The 20,067-nt window shown below is 28.1% G+C and carries 15 protein-coding genes, 1 rRNA gene and 1 other RNA gene; 8 read left to right on the top strand and 9 right to left on the bottom strand.

The genetic code is table 4. From position 1 onward, the window contains the following. Positions 1 to 28: 28 nt before the first annotated feature. The 6 genes from ACJHWB_RS00085 to ACJHWB_RS00060 form a co-directional block, all read right to left on the bottom strand. Positions 29 to 1,390 carry a BMP family ABC transporter substrate-binding protein gene (locus ACJHWB_RS00085; RefSeq protein ID WP_483132498.1) on the bottom strand — a complete coding sequence of 454 codons (1,362 nt, stop codon included), beginning with the start codon at positions 1,388 to 1,390 and terminating at the stop codon, positions 29 to 31. 74 nt (positions 1,391 to 1,464) lie between these two features. Further along, the gene (locus ACJHWB_RS00080; RefSeq protein WP_483132497.1) at positions 1,465 to 2,016 is read right to left on the bottom strand and encodes an inorganic diphosphatase; all 552 of its coding nucleotides are present in this window, start codon (positions 2,014 to 2,016) and stop codon (positions 1,465 to 1,467) included. A 7-nt stretch (positions 2,017 to 2,023) separates the two neighbouring features. Next, positions 2,024 to 2,812: an MAG0110 family membrane protein gene (locus ACJHWB_RS00075; protein ID WP_483132496.1), complete on the bottom strand. Its 789-nt coding sequence runs from the start codon at positions 2,810 to 2,812 to the stop codon at positions 2,024 to 2,026. An 8-nt stretch (positions 2,813 to 2,820) separates the two neighbouring features. Further along, positions 2,821 to 3,660: a DNA-binding protein WhiA gene (whiA, locus tag ACJHWB_RS00070; protein ID WP_483132495.1), complete on the bottom strand. Its 840-nt coding sequence runs from the start codon at positions 3,658 to 3,660 to the stop codon at positions 2,821 to 2,823. A 24-nt stretch (positions 3,661 to 3,684) separates the two neighbouring features. Then, positions 3,685 to 3,790: ribosomal RNA gene (gene rrf, locus ACJHWB_RS00065) — 5S ribosomal RNA — on the bottom strand. A 40-nt stretch (positions 3,791 to 3,830) separates the two neighbouring features. Then, a complete protein-coding gene (locus tag ACJHWB_RS00060) occupies positions 3,831 to 4,535 on the bottom strand; it encodes a potassium channel family protein (protein WP_483132494.1) in 705 nt (234 codons plus the stop codon). An 88-nt stretch (positions 4,536 to 4,623) separates the two neighbouring features. Here ACJHWB_RS00060 and ACJHWB_RS00055 point away from each other — a divergent pair, with 88 nt between their 5' ends. Then, positions 4,624 to 6,114 carry a potassium transporter TrkG gene (locus tag ACJHWB_RS00055; protein WP_483132493.1) on the top strand — a complete coding sequence of 497 codons (1,491 nt, stop codon included), beginning with the start codon at positions 4,624 to 4,626 and terminating at the stop codon, positions 6,112 to 6,114. Positions 6,115 to 6,150: 36 nt separating this feature from the next. Here the strand turns inward: ACJHWB_RS00055 and ACJHWB_RS00050 are convergent, their stop codons facing one another. From ACJHWB_RS00050 to ACJHWB_RS00040, 3 genes are all read right to left on the bottom strand, one after another. Further along, on the bottom strand, positions 6,151 to 7,902 hold the full coding sequence (locus tag ACJHWB_RS00050; RefSeq protein ID WP_483132492.1) for a hypothetical protein: 1,752 nt from the start codon (positions 7,900 to 7,902) through the stop codon (positions 6,151 to 6,153). Positions 7,903 to 8,564: 662 nt separating this feature from the next. After that, positions 8,565 to 8,833: RNase P RNA component class B (rnpB, locus tag ACJHWB_RS00045), an RNA gene on the bottom strand. A 104-nt stretch (positions 8,834 to 8,937) separates the two neighbouring features. Beyond that, the gene (locus tag ACJHWB_RS00040; RefSeq protein WP_483132491.1) at positions 8,938 to 9,726 is read right to left on the bottom strand and encodes a hypothetical protein; all 789 of its coding nucleotides are present in this window, start codon (positions 9,724 to 9,726) and stop codon (positions 8,938 to 8,940) included. A gap of 232 nt (positions 9,727 to 9,958) precedes the next feature. Between ACJHWB_RS00040 and ACJHWB_RS00035 the strand changes: the two genes are divergently transcribed. The 7 genes from ACJHWB_RS00035 to ACJHWB_RS00005 form a co-directional block, all read left to right on the top strand. Beyond that, positions 9,959 to 10,435: a hypothetical protein gene (locus ACJHWB_RS00035; protein ID WP_483132490.1), complete on the top strand. Its 477-nt coding sequence runs from the start codon at positions 9,959 to 9,961 to the stop codon at positions 10,433 to 10,435. A gap of 59 nt (positions 10,436 to 10,494) precedes the next feature. After that, entirely contained in the window at positions 10,495 to 11,724 is a 1,230-nt protein-coding gene (locus ACJHWB_RS00030) for an MAG0480 family ComEC-like protein (protein WP_483132489.1), read from the top strand. Continuing rightward, positions 11,664 to 12,596, top strand: coding sequence for a DNA polymerase III subunit delta (gene holA, locus ACJHWB_RS00025; RefSeq protein ID WP_483132488.1), 933 nt, complete (start codon positions 11,664 to 11,666; stop codon positions 12,594 to 12,596). The genes ACJHWB_RS00030 and holA overlap by 61 nt, the downstream gene beginning before the upstream one ends. 160 nt (positions 12,597 to 12,756) lie before the next feature. Continuing rightward, a complete protein-coding gene (gene rplJ / locus ACJHWB_RS00020; protein ID WP_483132487.1) occupies positions 12,757 to 13,254 on the top strand; it encodes a 50S ribosomal protein L10 in 498 nt (165 codons plus the stop codon). Between the two features lie 55 nt (positions 13,255 to 13,309). Continuing rightward, positions 13,310 to 13,672, top strand: coding sequence for a 50S ribosomal protein L7/L12 (gene rplL / locus ACJHWB_RS00015; protein WP_483132486.1), 363 nt, complete (start codon positions 13,310 to 13,312; stop codon positions 13,670 to 13,672). A gap of 93 nt (positions 13,673 to 13,765) precedes the next feature. Continuing rightward, entirely contained in the window at positions 13,766 to 17,446 is a 3,681-nt protein-coding gene (gene rpoB, locus ACJHWB_RS00010; RefSeq protein WP_483132485.1) for a DNA-directed RNA polymerase subunit beta, read from the top strand. An 18-nt stretch (positions 17,447 to 17,464) separates the two neighbouring features. Next, a partial coding sequence (locus ACJHWB_RS00005; RefSeq protein WP_483132484.1) for a DNA-directed RNA polymerase subunit beta' occupies positions 17,465 to 20,067 on the top strand: 2,603 nt, incomplete at its 3' end.

Below are 20,067 nucleotides of genomic sequence, written 5' to 3'. Positions count from 1 at the left end.
AAATTTTCTTTTAAATTTACTAATTTAATTATGCAGCTTTATTGTTTATTTTAGCAACAAGACCATCTAATTCTGATTGAATTTCTTTTGGGTCACTAGTATCGACAATGTTTAAAGTAGTTCGTGGATTTGGATCATCTTCCTTAACTAATGTTTTAAATTTATTTTTAGCTTCTTGAATTGCCTGATTAGCTTTTGTTTTATCATCACCCTCTAAAGTGGTTTCAGAAAGTCCAACAAATCCTTTGTAGTAACCAAGTTTAACTGTTGTGTTTTTGGTTTGAAATTGGAAATCATTTAAGTATGTTGTTTTTTTAGTGAAAATATCAGCTAAAATGTTAAATACTGAAAATCCAATCTTTTTTTCAACAGATGAAAAGAATTTATTTTTTTGTTGTTCGTAAACTACAGATTGATTGGTGTCAACACCGATTACATAACGGTCTTCGATTTTACTGTCATTTTTTACTTCGTTGTCATTTTTAATTTCCTGAAGAACTACATTAGTTTGCGGTCCAGCAACCGGAAATATAATTGTTGGTTTATCTTTATCTTTATCTTTTTTAACATCTTTATTATTTATAGGTTCATTACCTATAGAACCTAAAATAGCTTGGATTTGTTGTCTACTTGGAGTAGTATCTCAGAAACCAATATTTAATGAAATTGATGGACTTGTAATTCTTGTTTCTTCTTCATGGTGTTGATCATTGAATGCTTTGATTCCTGCTAGATAACCAGCAATAAAATCTGTTACAGCATTAAATGCTCCCCCACCAAAAGTAGTAGTTGTTCTTTTGTTCGCATCATTTGGGAATTTTTTAGCTAAAAAATCAGCTGCTGCATATCCCATAATTCAAGCAGATTCTTCAACATTGTAATGAATTGAAATAAATTGTCCTTCAGGAACGGTTCCATTTGGAAGATTTCAGTCAATTCCAATAACAATAACTCCTTTGCTAATAAAGTTTTGTTTGTTTTGGTCATTTTTTAATCATTCTGAAAATTTATCACCATGCTGAAAACCTGAAAGGATTCACACATTATTATTTGAGTTAATTAGATTATTATATGTTTGGTTTAAGTCAACAACACTTTTAGACTCAAAAGGTACAGCATTAAAACCACCGATTCTTGCAATTTGTTGAGCAGCTTCTCAACTTGATTGGTTAAATGTTTTGTCTGTTACAAATCCACCTGCAGTTACAACCGCAACATTCATATTGAAGTGGTCACCTTTTGAAGCGTTTTTAATTTCATCTCTTCTTTGATCAACGGTTGCTTGAATTCCTGAATAATCGGAAATAGGACCTTGCACTCCACAAGAAATTAATGTAGCAGCACTAGAAATAACTGTTAATCCAGGGATTAAAAATTTTTTGAATTTCATTTTTTCCTTCCAAATTTAAAAATAATAAGTTTTTTAATTTTACATTTTTGTGTAAAAAAAATGTAATATTTTAATTATACATATTTTTCAGGATGTTTGAGTTTCATTTTTGTAATAAAGTCATCTTTGTCTAAATTGCTATATTTTTCAAATAGTTCTTCACATTCTTCTAACTCTTTTAGTGCTCATTCTTGATTTTGAAAACCTAAAACTTTTGTAATTCCAGGTTTTTTTCAGTTTTTATAATTACTGAAAAAATAATCGATAGAATCTAGTCATTCTTTTGGTAAATCATCAAGTGAGTTAATGTTGTCAAGTCTATAGTCATCATTGTGAACCGCTATTAATTTTGTATCAGTTTCACCACTATCAATCATTTGCATAGCGCCAACAACTCTACCCTTGAGTTGAACACCTGGTAAAAATTTTTCTTGAGAAAATACCAAAACATCCAAACCATCACCATCTCAGTCAATAGTGTTTGGAATTTGACCATAGTTGGCAGGATAAACAAAGCCATCTCTTAAAATTCTATCAACAACTAGTTTACCAGTTTTGTTATCAAATTCATATTTAATGTTTGAACCGCTTGTGATTTCGATATCAACGTTAATAATTTTGCTCATTTTTTATTTAATCCCTTCAATTTAAAAATCTTAAAATAAACATAAAAAGTCTAACAACTGCAACAAATAAGTTGAGTGCATTTAGCATTCCAACTCTAATAAAAATTCTTTGAATTTCTTTTGGATCGTTATAGTAGGCTAAAATTTGAGCCCCTTGTTCACGAATAATTCAAAATTGATACCCCATAAATCCCAGTGAAACACCAAAACCTAAAACTCAATAAATAGTTGTAACTATAGAATTAGTTACAAAAAACATTGTGATTCCTGTGATTAATTCAGCAACTACTAAAATAATTAATAGTGGAGCTAGTTTTCCAAAATTAATAATTTGGTAATAACCTAAAACACCCATAAGTGTTGTTATTCCACCCACACCTAAGAGAGCTAGTAAAATATTTCTACCTTTTTCTTGCAAAATTTGAATTGCCAAAATCAAAGGTATTCATAGCGAATTTATAAAAACAAATACAAAAAATAGAAAAGCTAGAAAAAAAGTGCTAGGTTTTTCTTGTATTGCTGTTTTATTCATATAAAAAATAATACCAACATTAGCGGCTAAGGAAATAATCATAATTCCTATAAAATAAGCTGGTTTTGTCCCAATATTTGTCATTATTCCAGCATAAAAAGTAAATAATGTTGGAATAGATAAAATTGAAAAACTCAATAATGCTACAAAAGCAATTGCAACACCCAGTCAAAGCAAAGAAAAACCAAGTAATCTATTTGTTTTTACTTTAGTATCAACTGATGCCATTGAGTAAGATTTTCGTTGAAACACTTGAAAAGCCATATTTCCTCCTAAATTTCTTTTATTACATTTTTTAATTTCATAAGTCAGTGATTTAAACCACTTTTTGACTTAGTTATATTATATTCTTTTTTTAAAATTTCTTTAATTTCTTCCAAAGTCAGACCTGGGTTGTTTTTTCTAAGTTCAAAAAAGGTTAATTCTTCTTTACTAAAAAGATTTTGCTTGTGGTTTTTTAAAGCAATCTTATAGTTTTCAATATGTTTGGTAGCTGCTTGAGCAACTCTTTTTAAATTATGAATATCAAAATTAGTTAATCTATTGCTATTTAATCTATAGTCACGTTCAATTCGAATTTCTTCAAGCTTACTAGCTTGTTCAGTAGCTCTTATAGCCATTAAAAAATAAATAATTTCATTTATTTTTTTAAGATATAAAACAAATTTATTATGAGCAAGTGTGCTATGGAAATTTAAATCTAAATTATTTTTTTGGAAAAGTGCTTTTATTTTCTCAAATTTATCCTGATTTAGAAAAGAAATTTCTAAGTGATAAAAACGAGAAGAAGGTTTAGAAATGGAGCCACCACCCAAAAATAAACCTGCAAAAAAATAAGTTACATTTTCAGGATTTTGCTCTATATTAATATAGTTAGACTTTATTGCAATTCAATTTTTATTATGACTATCAGATTCATAATTAATTTTATTAAAATCGAGTAAATTTCTAATTTGTTGAGTAATATTAGGTTTATTTAGTCTTATTATGAATTTAGATTCTGATTCAAATTTGCAAGCAGAAAAAATTATTCCTTGTAAAAATGAAATAAATTGTTTTTTGCCCATTTTATTATTTAGGAGTTCTTGTTTGATTTCTTGACTAAAAGTCATAAATAACCTTTTTTAGAAAATAAAAAAAAGCAACTCCCTATTTTCCTATTTCTAGTATCGTCGGCGTAAAAGGGCTTAACTACTGAGTTCGGAATGGTATCAGGTGATCCCCTTTGCTTTGGTTGCTTAATCAATATTCTAACACAAAAAAAATTTTTTGTAAAAAAAAGTTATATTTTTTTTTCTTGCTCTAATTTAGCCAGAACATTTGTAACATTTTTGATGTTACCAATAACAGTAATTTTGTCATCATATTTAATTACTGTATCTCCTGAAGGTAAGAAAGAAATATGATTTCTTTCAACAATAACTATACTAACATCATAATTTCTCAAATTAATATCTCTAATGCTTTTGTTAATAAAATCAGGAGATTTAACGTGAACACTACCGATAAAAAAGTGTTCACTAACTTCTTTAAGAGCATCTGCGTATCTTAAAACATTTTCATCAGTAGATAAAATTGCCATTTTAGTTCCTGCTTCTTCTTCAGGACTAATAATTCAATCAACTCCAATTCGTTTTAAAACCCTAGCATGTCTCTTGTTAACTGCTCTTGCAACTATTTTAGCTTGCGCACTTTTTAGTAAATTAGATTCAGATTGAATTTCTAAAATGGTTGCGATAATTTCTGTATTATCAGAAGTTGTCACTAAAATAGCATCTATATCTTCTAATCCGACTTCAGATCTCATAGTTTCAATATCGCTAGCATCCATAATAATTGGATTTATAGTTGCATATTTTTTTATAAATTTAAGATTTTCCTCATTTTTATCTATAACAATAATGTTATGATTAGATTCTGATAACTTGGCAATTGCAGCCCTTCCAAGGCGCCCAGCGCCGATAACACAAATATTTGCTTTTTTCATTTGTGTTAAATTTTAAAAGAAAAATAAAGTTTTTGTTATTTGAATATGATTTTTTATTGCTTTTATTATTTATAATTAACAAGAACTAATGAAAAAAGCAATTTATTTTTGGAAAAAAACCCGATTTTTGTTTTCAAAAATTAAAACCATCCAAATTATATTTTTAGTTTATATCAGTATTATTTTGGTGGGAGCGGGTATTTTGTCGACACCAGTTGCACAGGCAAATAAAAATAATCCTGTTGATTTTTTTACATCTCTTTTTACATCAGTTTCAGCTTTTAGTGATACTGGATTATCACTTGTCAATGTTTCACAATCATTTAATATTTTTGGGCAAGCATTGATTGCTATTTTGATTTTAGTTGGTGGAACAGGTTTTTTTGCTATTAAATTTTATTTTTTTAATCTATTATTTAGAAGAAAATTAGGCCTAAAGTCACGAGAAATTTTAAAAATTGAACGTTCTTCAAACAATATTGGTGAACTCAAAAATGTTATAAAAACTACAGTAACTTTCTTTTTAATAACAATCTTGATTTTTTCATTAATTTTAACTTTGCATTTTTATTTTTATAATCCAGGTGAAAATAAATTAGAACCTGGCAATAGTCCATATAAAAATACTAATTTAGCTTTTAGATATGGATTTTTCCATACTATCTCAGCTTTAAATAATGCTGGTTTTGATATTGTAGGCAGTTCAAGTTTCAGCCCCTATTATGGAGATATTTTTCTTCAAACAACCTTTATTTTTCTAATTGTTTTTGGAGGAATAGGTTTTCCAGTTATTTATGATTTTTCACAATATTTCAAACAAAAATTATTTTTTAAAAACAAAACAAAAATGCAATTATCTTTGTTTTCGAAAATATGCATAATTAGTAATTTCTCAATTACAGCTATTTCATTTGTCTTGTTTCTTCTTTTTGAAGAAACAAGAAGTACAGCTTACTGAAATACAACTTCAGGAAATTGATTTACAAAAAGTTACACTTTACTGTTTCATTCATTTTCAACAAGATCTGCAGGTTTTGCTTTTTTTGATGTTGATAATTTAAGCCAACCCTCCTTATTTTTAACATCAATATTAATGTTTATAGGTTCATCACCTTCATCAACTGGCGGTGGTGTTCGTGTAACTACTATTTGAATTTTGTTTTTAAATATTATTGCTAAATTTAGAAATCATAACCAAATTTTTTGTTTTAAAAGAAAAATAGGAAGTGAAAAAATCACAACTGCAACATTTGTTATCTTTATGAGTTTTATCTTATGTGTTGCTTTAATTTTATTTAGTAGCACTTACTTGGATGTTATTAATTTAGCAAATAAAAACAACCCTAACGCTGTTCTTTTTCAATTACATCATGTAATTTTTGAAGTTACATCGGCTTTTGGAACTTCAGGATTATCAACAGGGTTAATCCAACACTTGAGTAGAGAAGTTCAAGTTGGATTTATGCTTATCATGCTTATTGGACAACTTGGAATTAGTTCATCAATTTTGATGTGAAAAGGTGATGGAGTGGATCGAACTTCCCATAGCTATATTAGTGAAGATTTTGTGATTAACTAAAAAAAATATAGAGTTTTGTAAATTTCTTAAAATTATTTATTTTAATAATTCATATTCGAAAAGTTTTTTCTCTATTTTTTTTGAATAAAAATCTGTAAGAACTCGTTTCAAATCTATGATATGAGAATTTAATATATCATCTTTATAATCATAGTGTCTTTTACCATAATTGTCAATTCTTTTTTCTATTTTTATGTTTAATTCTTTTCGAATTTGCTCTAGTGAATATTGAAACGATTGGTTATAATTTTCGTTATCTTGCGCTTTATTTTTAACTTTCTCTCAAGATTTTATTAATTTGTAATGTTCATCTTCAAATAAATTTCGATTCAATTCTTTTGCAGCTAATCCATCCATGCATATTTCATTTAATTTTATTTTTTGTTCTTTATCATCTTGAAAGCTAAAACATTTAACTGTATCACTTATCAATATCCATAATAAACAATCATTTAAAAATACTTCATCTTTTCATGCTAACTCTTGCTTATCGGCGCTTTTCATAATAGTTAAGTAATCTTTTTCATAAGATTTAGATTTCCAACTATTTGCACAATGTAAAACTGCAATTTGCTTAATATTATCATTTTTTACATGAAAAATTTTATTAGTTAAACCTTTATTTAAATTAGTTAATATATTTCCTTGTGGTTCTAACATATTACCAATTGAAAGTTGAGCATAGCAGTCTTTCTTATCATTACTAATTTGAAATTCATTTACTCTTTTATTAATTTGTTTTATAACTATTTCCCCTTCTAAATAAAGAGTGCTACTATATTTGTTTGTTTTTTTTCATCTAATAATAGGCAAACCACCCTCAGTAGCATTATAATCTTTTCTATTTGATAAATAACCTTCTACAAATTCAAAATTAATGTAATTTCATTTTCAATATTTAATAGGTGAAATTAAACAATATTGATCGTTTTCACGCATATGCATTGAAGCACTATAGATAAATTGGAATGATAAGTCACGCACTTGATATTTTTTAAATTTATTTGTAGCATAAATTTGTTCTAATACATAATTTTTAGAAACAGCATGACCACTACCATGAGAATTTGCAGTTTCATCTCTAAAAGGAGGATTTTCTAAAAACAAAACACGACCATTAGGATTTCTTGCTCTTCAATCTAATAAATAGTCACTCAATCATATATTAAAACCTTCACTAAGGGCATCACCTGAATTTAATATGTCATCACCTATGTAAACATCAATTAAACTCGCATTATTATAAGGTGGTCGAATCATTTTCACTTTTTCTTTAAATAATTCCCCCATATAAACTCATTCAGCAAATTCAAAAGTATTTAAAATGGTGTTAGCTAAAATATCATCACTTAAAAATTTTTCTAAATTCCCTGTTCCAGCACATCTATCAATAATTAAATATGGATTATTTGGTTCTTCATTAATGAAATTTTTTACATAAGTTGTAATTTTTTCAACATAAACATCAGGTGTAAAAAATGCACCTCTATCCTTAATAACTTGTTTACTACCGATGTGATCTCATTTGCTAGCAATAATTTTCTTTATATTAGTGATAAAAACAGGTTCTACTCAATTTAATATTTTTGGATCTTCATTAAGTAAGATTAAACTTTCTTTTAATTTTTGTAGTTTTTGCGAATCAAACTTGTTATCTTTTTTTAATTCATTAATAATTGAATCAACATCAATACCTTTAACTAAATCTTTAATAAAATAACTAGGATTATGATTAGATTGTTCAGGTTGATTTGAATAAAAATAATCATTAATTCTTGCAAAATTCAACTTATTAATTTTGGTTGGTAAAAAATCATTAATATTAAGTTTATTAATTAATTCTTTGGGATTCGACCACTCTCCACCCTTAGTATATTGAATCTCACCTCCGATGCTTAAAGGATTAGCTCCACTTGGAGAATTATCTAGAGGTTCACCATTATATATAAAATCCTTATATTTATTTGCATCAATTAATCAATATTTTTGTGTTTCAAAAAGAACTATACAAATATATCTTGGTATTTGAATTAATCCACCATCATTAAATTTTTTAAGTGTATAAATGCCTTGTGCTATGGAACTTTCTAAGGTTTGTTTATTTGAAAAACGTTTTTTACATTCAAAAAGAACACCTTTATAAATTCCATCAGTCCTTTGAATTAAATATTTTTCATAATATGGCTCATCTAAAATAATATGCTCAGGGTCTTCGTATACTCCCTTTTCAAAATAACTTCAAAATGCTTTTTGATTGTCTAATTCACTATATTTAGCCCAATCTCTCTCTCTCTCTCTACTTGTTGCTTCATAAAAAATCCTTAAATAATGTTTAAAATATTTTGGAATTATATATTAATGTTTATTTTTTTTGTTTAAACTCACTTTAAAAAAATGAAATTTTTGGAATAAAAAATACAAAAAGGCACATAAAGTGCCTTTTTGTATGCATTAATAAGCCGCGTTCTGTATTAGTCAACCATTTATCTAAGTAAAATACTTCTCAACCATTGTTGAATTCCTAGGTTGAGCTCCCCTACCAAAATTTGGGTTTCTAGCTCATGGAGTTTACCGCGTTTCACCTTAATTTAATAAGCTCGTCTCTGTGGCACTAGTCGTCTAGGCTTGAATTTATTAGATTCAACATGAACACTACTATCATCTCAGACAGTGCTAGCGCGGACTTTCCTCTACCTTGTGGTAGCGATTGACTTATGCAATGTAAATTATACAAACTTTTTAATTTTTCTTAGTATTTTATTGCTTTTTAGAAATAAAAAAACCTAAATTAATCTAGGTTTTTTTGGATATTAGTTTTGTTTTTTAATTTTTTCCTTCTTGGTGTTTTTTCAATTCTCTTCGTTGTTGTCTCTCGGCTTTTTTAATTTGTCTTTGTTCTTTTTTAATTTTATGATTTTCTATCGCCTTTTGAGCCAAAGTTGCAGCTGTATCTTTAGCAGCTTGTTTTAGTATTTCTTTATTTTCGGGAGTTAATACACTTGACTTTGGAGCATTTTTCAATGTTCCTATTGCTAAATCTTTTACAACTTCTTTTTTTGATATATCCCCTTTTTGTTTAATGACTTTTATAGTTTCTGATATTGCTGCTTTTTTCAGTGCATCTTTCCCTACACTTACTAATATTTTTTTAGTAGCTGCATTTGTGGAATTATTATTTGTTGAATCATCCGCATTAGTCGATTTACTTGAAGAATTATTGGTTGTTTTACTTTCAGATACAGCATTAGTTGTATTTTCTGCAGTATTTCCAGATGTGCTATTTTCTGAATTTGTTGCTGCATTTCCAGAATTATCATTTGTTGCACCACCCACACTAGTTGATTGGCTTGAAGAATTATTGTTTGCATTATTTTCAGAATTATTATCTATATTTGTAGATGTATTTTTTGACTGCTCGGTTGTGTCAAGTTGGTTTACACTTTTTTGTGTCTCTAATCTTGATTGTTCTGTTTGGTCATTTTCTTTTGTTGTTTGAATTGTTTGTGTAGATTTATTGTTTTCTTTTGAATCATTAGTTTCGCAAGAAGCGAGAACAACAATAGGTGCCATTGTTACAACTGGTAAAGCTAAAAGAGTTTTTTTTAGTTTCATAAACTTAAGTTTTCCTTTATTTTAAATTCAAAAAAATTTTTAAATAACATTCTTTTACATGTTATTTGTTTAATGTTTTTTTGTTTTATTATTGTGCAATTTAACAACAATAAAAAACAAATTCACTAAATTTATAGTAAATAATTTAATAAAAAAACATTATACTTTTTTTTTTTTTTTTTTTGTTTTATTTTGAAGACTTTTTTGCATTTTTTTTAATAAAAATATAGATATGAAAAGAAAAATTAAAATTATTGGAATTATTTCGACTTTTAGTGTAATTACAGCTATAAGTGTTATTTATTATGCTAAACAGATTAGGGTTAATAAAGACAAAATAAAAATCACAATTTTGAAAGGTGTTAGAGAACCGGGGACAAAAATTTTTGATAAAGAAACAACTTTAAGAGAAATATTCTTTGCTTTCAAACCTAATTTAGATGTAAATTTAGGTAGTTATAACTTAAATGAAAAAATTATTGAAGACAAAGAATTTAAATTGAAGTTAGAAAGTGAAAAAGAACATCTATCAAAAATTTCTTTAGAAAAATCAAAAAAATTAAAAATACCAAAAGAATTAATTAGCAATATAAAAAAATTTTTGATTAAAAATAAAGGTAAAAAAATTTCATGACTTGAAATACAAGAAAAATTAAAAATTGAACCTACCTTTTTAAACAAATTACAAGTAAATTTTACTCTTGATTAATATTGGTATTTTCTATAATTTTTTTTATTTTGTTTTTAGATCAAAAAGAATATTTGTGATTGATTGGTATTTTTTCTTGTTTTTTATTACTTTTTTTCTTAGGTGAGTTAAAGAAGGTTGCGCTTGCCTTATTTTTTATAGCAATAAGTTTTTTATTGATGTGGACAATCAAACCAGAATTAAATTATAAACAACGTATATTTGAAGGTAAAATTGTAGAATCTTATCCATATGGTTCTTTTTTACAAACTGAAAATAGCAAATTTTTGATTAAAGGAAAATCCTTAGAAATAGATAGTTGGGTAAAAATCGAAGGAGTTCTAAGTAATATTTTTGTTCAAAACAAACAAAATTCTTCTTTTATACTTTACTTAAAATCAAAATCCATATTTTATCAAATAGTTAATAGCAAATTAATTGATAGTCAAAGTTCAACAAATTTTATTAGCACAACTAAAAAATACATTTTTTCAGGTGGTGAAAATTATTCTAAATTAATTCCTATGGTTTTTTTGGGCTCTGTGACTGAAGATACTAATTTTTTAAAATCAAATCTTATATATTTGGGTGTTTATCAATTATTTGTTATATCAGGTTTTCACATTAATTTTTTTAAACAAATAATTTTTTGAATATTTCAAAAATTAAAAGTAAAAGAAGTAATTTATAAATCTATCTTTTTTGTTTTTCTTATTTTTCAAAGTTTTTTATTAAATTTTCCTATTTCTTTTTTAAGAGGTGTGATTTTTTGAGTTTTAATAGAAATTAATGAAATATTTTTAGACAAAAAATTTAACAAAACGACTTTACTTTCTTGAACAATGCTAATTTTAATAATCTCAAATATTTTTATAATTTATTCGCCAGCATTTATATTATCTTTTGGTGTAAGTTTTATTATTTTGTTTGTAAATCAAATTCAATACAAAGAAAAATGAATAAAAATATTAGTGAATTTTATTTTTGTTAATTTATCTAGTTTTGTATTTTCTATTTTTTATAACAAACAATTTAATTTATTTACACCTTTAACTTTATTGGTATTTTCACCTTTTTTCACATTTTTTTACATGGTTTTATTATTTTTTTTATGAAACAAAGAAATACTGGAATTAATTAGTAAATATTTTATAGAAAGTGTTGAATTTATGAGGGAATTGCCATTTTGAATTATAAATTTAAAAATAAATCAAACTTGATTATTTTTTAGTAATATAATATTTTTAATATGTTTTTTGTTTATGGAAATGACTACTTTTTCCTTCAGGAAAAAATTAAGACAATTATAGATCAAACAAGATTAAGGTTTATTGAGTATTTTTACAACACAGACGACATTAATGAATTGGTTGATAAAATTACAAATAATTCTTTATTTATTGATAAAAAAATTTGTGTTTTTAAAAATTTTTATTTTTTTAGCAAAGACAAAAAAGAAAATGAAAAAATAATAGAAAAATTAAGAAACAGTAATCATGTATTTATTTTTTCTTACCTATTTGAAGAAAATAGTGAAAAAAACAAATTATTGAAATCGGATATTTATAAAGCGTTTTCTAATAGTAATGAAACATTTGAAACAAAAAGTATTGACGAATCAAAAAAAGGGCTTTTTATTGAACAATATTCAAAACAAATGGGATTAACATTAACAAAAAGTCAAATTATTCAAATTGAGTTAATGATGCCTGCAAATGCTCAAATTATTGTTAATGAACTAACTAAATTAAAAGGTTTGAATTTGCAATTATCTTCTGAAATTATAGATAATTTTGTTAGTGATTATTCAGGAGAAAGTTTGTGAGGATTTATCAATTCATTTGTAAATAGGGATGTTCAAAATATTTTTAAATTTTACAAAAGTAAAATGTTATCAGGAGTCCCCTTATCTTGACTAGTTACGCAAGTTAGCAACAAACTATACCAGTCATATATTATTTATTTAAATTATAGAAATCATTTAAAGGATGTTGAGATAGCAAATAAACTTAATTTAAAAGTGTTTCAAGTAAAAAAAGCTGTTCAATTTTACAATAGTGTAGGAATAGAAAAAGTTAAAAAAATGTTAGTTTGACTAGCTAAATTAGATTCAGATATTAAAAAATTTGTAATAGATGAAAACAAAGCTTTTGAATTTTTTTTATTACAGTTTTCTATATAATTTCAAAAAGCAAAGAAATTTGTGCTTTTTTTACTTTAATTTGTTAAAATATTAACCGCAATACATAGAGATAATAACTGTTGAAAAACTTAATTTGTTATTTGAATGTATAGTATTGCACTTTTAATTATTTTTAATAAAAAGCGAAAGGAGTGCAAATTTGAATAGTTTTCGTGCTAAAAAAGTAGAAACTGTTAAAGAAATCAAAGAACTTTTAACAAATTCTTCTTCACTTGCAATTGCAGAATATCGTGGACTAACTGTTGCTGAATTAGAGCAATTGAGAAATGAGTTTAGAGCAGCTGGAGTTGTTACAAAAGTTTACAAGAATAGACTTTTTAAAATAGCGGCAAAAGAAGCAGGTTTTTCTTCAATTGAAACCGAACTTGTTGGTCCTAATATTTTTGCATTTGGGACTTCTGATCCTATTGCACCTGCAAAAATTATTTTCAACTCTACAAAAGAGCAACCACTTTTGATTTTAAAAGGTGGGATTTATGAGGGACAAGTTATTTCTTCTAGTGAAATGAAAGATGTGGCAACACTTCCTAACTTCACCGAGGCTCTTACAATTCTTGCAAGATCTCTTCAAACACCATTACAACAACTTTCACTTGGTTTGAAAATGTTGGTTGATGAAGGCAAGATTAATCAGTAAATTTAATTTTACACAACTATATTACATTTAAATTTTTATTTTCAAAGGAACAAAAATGGCAAAAATTACAAAAGATCAATTTATTGAATCATTAAAAGAAATGAGTATTAAAGAGGTTATGGAACTTGTTCAAGCTTTAAAAGACGAGTTTGGAATTGATCCATCTGCTGTTGCTGTTGCAGCTGCTCCTGAAAAAGCTGAAGCAAAATCAGAAGTAACAGTTACCTTAAAATCAGCAGGACAAGAAAAAGTTAAAGTTATTAAAGTTGTTAAAGAATTATTCAATTTAGGATTAATGGAAGCTAAGAAAATTGCTGATTCAGCTCCTGCAGTTCTAAAAGAAAATGTTAGTCCAGCTGAAGCAGAGGAAATTGCTAAAAAACTTCAAGAAGTTGGTGCTGAAGTTTCAATTAACTAATAATTTTGAAAAAGCAAGCAAAATATACATTTATTAATAAAAATGGCGTTTTTTATAATGCCATTTTTGCACTATTAAAAACAAAGGAATATTATGAATCATTTATATAGTGAAAAAACTTATGGTTTAACCACTAAAAGACGGTTTTATGCAAAAACCAAACAAACACTTACCACACCTAATTTTTTAGATTCTCAACGTGATTCATATCATTGGTTTTTAGAAGAAGGTATTACTGAAGCTTTTAATAAAATTTATCCAGTTTTTTCAACAAATGGAAAACTAGAAATTAGTTTTAAGCAAGGTTCTATTAGAGTTGAAAGACCAAAAAATGAATTTTTGAGCATTCGCGAAGCACGTCAAAAAGGCAAATCATATGTTTGCCGTGTTTATGCTACACTTAGAAAAATTCAGTCAGAAGATGGAGAAGTTGAAGAACAGGAAATTCTTTTAGGGGAAATCCCTTATATGACTCAGGGTGGAACTTTTATTATTAACGGTTTTGAAAAAATTGTTATTTCACAATTAATCCGTTCTCCTGGAGTTTGCTACCGTGAGAGAGTTCGAAATCGTCAAGCAGACGATCTTTTCAATAAGGTTGAAATAATTCCTCAATTAGGTTCTTGAATTGAAATTTTCCATAAAGTTACAGGTCACGGTGTTGACACTGTTAAAATTCGAATAGATAAACACAAAAATATTCCTTTAATTACATTTTTAAAAGCTTTTGGTTTTGTTGATGAAACTATTAAAAAATATTTTGGCCAATCAGCACCACTTTTAGAGTCTCTTAAAAAACACAAAGTGAATGGCGTTGAGGAAAACCTTGAACAAATTTATAGAATTGTTCGCAAGGACGACAGAATTACAGAAGATGGATTAAAAAACTTTATTCCATCCATAATTTTTAATGAACGTCGTTACAATCTATCCAAAACTGGTCGTTATATGCTTAATAATAAACTCAATTTAATTGAGCGTATTACTCAAACATATTTAGCGGAAGATTTATTTGACAAAAATGGCGATCTTGTTTATGCGGCAAAAACCTTTATTACAAGACAAATCGCTGTAGACATTCAAGCAAAATTCGAAGATGGAACTTTTGAATTTTCATCAATTGATGGAATTGATGAAACTGTTTATGGACGTCAACTACAAATTAATAGAAATACCGATTTATCTAGTCGTACAAAGATTATTTCTGTTAAGGTTTGACCAAATAAAAGAGCTATGTCACAAACTCAGGAACCAATAGTTGTTATTGGTAATGATCCAACTTCAAATGAAACAACTCTTTTGATTTCAGATATAGTTGCAATTGTTTCATACTACTTTAACTTAATTGCAAATATTGGTAAAAATGATGACCCAGATTCGCTAATCAATAAACGAATTGTTGGTGTTGGTGAATTATTACAAAATCAATTTCTAATTGCTCTTAATAAAATGGAAAAAAATACCAAAGAGCGTATTTCATCTAGAGCCGAAATTGATAAAATTACAGTTAAAAGTGTTATTAATAACAAACCAATTTATAACCAATTTAAAAACTTTTTCAACTCATCTAAACTTTCACAATTTATGGATCAAATTAACCCATTAGGTGAAATGGCAAGTAAAAGAAGAGTTACATCTTTAGGACCTGGTGGTCTTAATAGAGAAACTGCTCAATTTGAGGTTCGTGACGTTCATGCAACTCACTATGGACGTATTTGTCCAGTTGAAACACCTGAGGGTCAAAACATTGGTTTAATTTTAAACTATAGTGTTTTTGCAAAAACTAATCCTTATGGATTTATTTTAACTCCTTACTTTAAAGTAAATAATAGAGTTGTTGATTACTCACAACCACATTGATTGACAGCTGCTGAAGAATTTGGACTAACCTTTGCTCAATCTTCATTAGCAATTAATGACAAAAACGAAATTATTGCTGATAAAGTAACTGTTAGAAAAAATCAAACTTTTATTGTTGTTGATGCCGATGAAATTGATTATATTGACGTTTCTTCAATGCAAATGACTTCAATTTCAGCAAGTGCAATTCCATTTTTGGAAAACAACGATGCGAACCGGGCACTTATGGGTTCTAACATGCAACGTCAAGCAGTGCCTTTAATTAAAGCTGAAGCACCTTTTGTTGCCACAGGTATTGAGTCTGATGTTGCTCTTTATTCATCAACAAATATTCGTTCTGAAACAGACGGAGTAGTTACTTATGTTGATTCAAAAAAAATCATTATTACTGATGAAGAAGATAAAGAATACTTGTACTATTTACGTCATTTTGAAAAATCTAATCAAGAAACCTTGATTTTACAAAGACCTATTGTATCAGTTGGTCAAGAAGTTGTAAAAGGTCAACTTATTTGTGATGGTCCTTCAACAGATCGAGGTGAGTTAGCTCTTGGAAAAAATGTATTAGTAGCTTTTACAACATGACATGGTTACAATTACGAGGATGCCATCATTATTAGTGAACGTTTAGTTAAAGATGATGTCTTTACTTCAATCCACATTCAAGAACAAACTATTAAATTCCGTTCTACAAAAGCTGGAACTGATATTTTAACTGCCGAAGTACCAAACACATCAGCAAAATCAAGATCACATCTTGATGCTAATGGAATTGTTCGTGTTGGTTCTGAGGTTAACACTGGTGATATTTTAGTTGGTCGTACTTCACCAAAAGGTGAAGACAATCCAACTCCTGAAGATCGTTTGATTGTTACTATTTGAGGTAAAAAAGCACTTGCACAAAAAGACACTTCACTTCGTGTAAAACACGGAGAAGGTGGAACTGTAATTGATGTTCAAGTTCTTTCACGCGAAAATGGCGACACACTTGAAGATGGTGTGGGAATGCTTGTTAAAGTTTTAATTGCCCAAAAACGTAAAATTAAAGTTGGAGATAAAATGGCTGGTCGGCACGGAAACAAAGGAGTTGTTTCAATTGTCTTGCCAGTTGAAGATATGCCATTTTTAGAAGATGGAACTCCAGTGGATATTCTTTTAAATCCACAAGGGGTGCCATCTCGGATGAATATTGGGCAAGTTCTTGAGTTGCACCTTGGAATGGTTGCTAAAAATCTAAATACTAGATTTGTAACTCCTGTTTTTGATGGGATTAAACCAGATACTATGAAATCATTATTCCAAGAAGCTAAAATTCCTGAATCAGGGAAATTTAAACTTTATGATGGAATTACTGGTAAAGCTTTTGATAAAGAAGTTTCTGTTGGATACATGTATATGCTTAAATTGCAACACATGGTGGATGACAAAATGCATGCCCGTGCGGTTGGTCCTTACTCACTTACAACTCAACAACCACTTGGAGGTAAGTCACAAAACGGAGGTCAAAGATTTGGTGAAATGGAAACCTGAGCCCTTGAATCTTTTGGAGCAACAACTGTTTTATCTGAGCTTCTAACCTATAAATCAGATAATATTGTTGGACGTAATAGCCTTTATAACAACTTAATTTCAGGTGGGAAACTTCCACGTCCAGGAACTCCTGAATCCTTTAATGTTTTAGCTTATGAACTTCGTGGTTTGTTAATTAAATTAGAAGTTCATAAAAAAGACAATGCACTTGATGCTGATTTCAATGTGCTTTCACCAACTAAAAAACCAGTTGAATTTGTAGAACATATTGATGATGAATACCCATTTGATGAAGCTTTTGGTGATGAAGGTAGAACATCCTTAGAATCTGATTTTGAAGACGTAGATGAAGAGAATGAAGATTTTGAAGAAGATTTATATTAAATTATTGAGGTAATTACTATGGAAAATAAAAAAATTTCACGTCAATATGCGAAAATTTCTGAAAATAGCATTGAAAAGATTTCATTAGCACTAGCTACACCTCAAGATGTTCTGGACTGATCAAGAGGGGAAGTTACAAAACCTGAAACAATAAACTATAAGACCTTCAAACCAGAGCGTGGTGGTCTTTTTGATGAATTGATTTTTGGTCCACTAGTTGACTATAAGTGTTCGATTTGTGGGAAAAAATATAAAAAATCAAATGAAAATCAAATTTGTCCAGCTACTAAAGAGTGTCAAATTAATAAATCTCAAATTTTACCAAAAATTGCTCGTCGTTACTCAATGGGTCACATTAAACTAAATGCACCTATTTTGCACCTTTGATATTTCAAAATCGATCATAGCATTATTTCAAAACTTTTAGGCTTGAAAGTTATTGAATCTGAAGATAAAAAAGCACGTAGTGCTGTTTCTAAAACCAGTTTAGAACAATTAATTTATTATAAATCTCACATTGTTTTAGAAACCGGTGGTCTTAAATCATTGCAAAAAAATAAAATTATTGATATTTCAGAAGCTGGTGTTATTTACAGAGATGCGCTTCTTGAAATTCGTTCACGTTATGAAAGTGGTAGTGAGCAATATATTTCTATTTCAGATGCTATTGATGAATTAAATGAAACTGTTACTTCAAAAATTGGGCGTGAATACGGAATTGATTATTACGAACTTAATGAGATTGTTGAACAATACAGTGAAGCTAAAATTTCAACAGGAACAGAAGCTATAGAATATCTTTTAGATAATCTTGATTTAAAAGCTGAAAGAGATAAAGTTGAGGCTGAAATTCAAGAAATTCATTCTCAAATTGGTCAAAATAAAAAATTAATTTTAAAGAATCAAAAAAGAGACAAACTTTATAAAAGACTACAAGTTATTAATAATTTCATTAGTTCAGGACAAGATCCAAAATCAATGATTATTAAAAACTTACCAGTTATTCCTGCCGATCTTAGACCTTTAGTTCAATTGGATGGATCACGTCACTCAACTAGTGATTGCAACGAACTTTATCGTCGTATTATTATTAGAAACAACCGTCTTAAAAAATGAAAAGATTCAGAGGCTCCTGTTTTAATTTTACAAAACGAACTTCGTATGCTACAAGAAGCGATTGATGCTTTAATTGATAATCAAAAAAAATCAAGTAATCAAGTTACAACCAAAGACAACCGTCCACTTAAATCAATTTCTGATTCACTTACAGGTAAAAAAGGTAGATTCCGTCAAAACCTCTTAGGAAAACGTGTTGATTATTCAGGGCGTTCAGTTATTGTTGTTGGTCCAAAATTAAAAATGCATCAAGCAGGGTTGCCACGTCGTATGGCAGCAACTTTATTTGAACCTTGAATTATTCGAGCTTTAATTGAAAATGGAGTTGCATCTTCAATTAAAAATGCTCGTAAAATGATTGAAGAGCAAAATCCACAAATTTGACCTTCAGTAGCTAAAGTTATTGAAAATAAACCAATTATTTTAAACCGTGCACCAACACTTCACCGTCTTTCAATTCAAGCTTTTGAACCTGTCTTAGTTCGTGGAAAAGCTATTCAACTTCACCCACTTGTAACTGCCGGATTTAATGCTGACTTTGATGGTGACCAAATGGCTGTTCACGTGCCAATTTCTCCTGAAGCTATTCGTGAAACTAAAGAATTAATGTTTGCAAACAAAAACATTTTAGGTCCAAAAGATGGAGAACCAATTGTTAACCCTAGCCAGGATATGATTTTGGGACTTTACTATTTAACCCAAGAAAAAGAAGGTGCTAAAGGTGAAGGTAGATTTTTTGGAAGTCTTGATGAGTTAATTAAAGCCTATGAATTTGGTACAGTAGAGTTACATGCTCGTGTTGCACTTCCATTTGTGGAAGTTAAGCCAACAATTGGGCAAAACAACCCAGGACACATTATTTCAACAGTTGGAAAATTCATTTTAAACAATATTTTTCCTGAAAACTTTCCATTTATTTTTGATGATAAAGTTGATGAATTATTTTTAAATTACGAAGACCAAATTAGAAAATATGTTTGTCCATATGGAACTAATTTTGTTGAAAAAATTAAAAATACACCAATTAATAATGCTTTGTCTAAAAAACATATTGCTAAAATTGTTCGTCAAATTTTTGATACTTATGATGGACTTTTGGCCAAAGAAGATGTTGCAAATGTAATTAATCAATTAGATTTTGAAAATTATCAAAATTGTATTTTAGCTTATGAGAAATTGCGTGATTATCAAAATGAGAAACTTCCTATTTCGCACATTTCTAAGTTGGCTGAGTTTACAATTTATGAATTTGACCAGCTTTTCCGTCGTCACAAACATAGTGGTGGTTCAGCAATCAAAGTTATGGAAGAATATGAAAAAGTATGACTTTTAGAACGTATTTGATTCAAATACATTAATATGGTTTCATCAATGATGGACAAAATTAAAGATTTAGGATTCCATTATTCAACTATTTCTGGGACTTCTATTGCGATTAGTGACATCAAAATGGCTCCTCAAAAAGAAGATTTCATCAAAGAAGGTGATGAATACATCAATAAATT

This window comes from Mesomycoplasma sp., from assembly GCF_056854695.1.
Note: the sequence above shows the minus strand (reverse complement) of the source record. Positions and strands in the feature narration are given on the sequence as shown.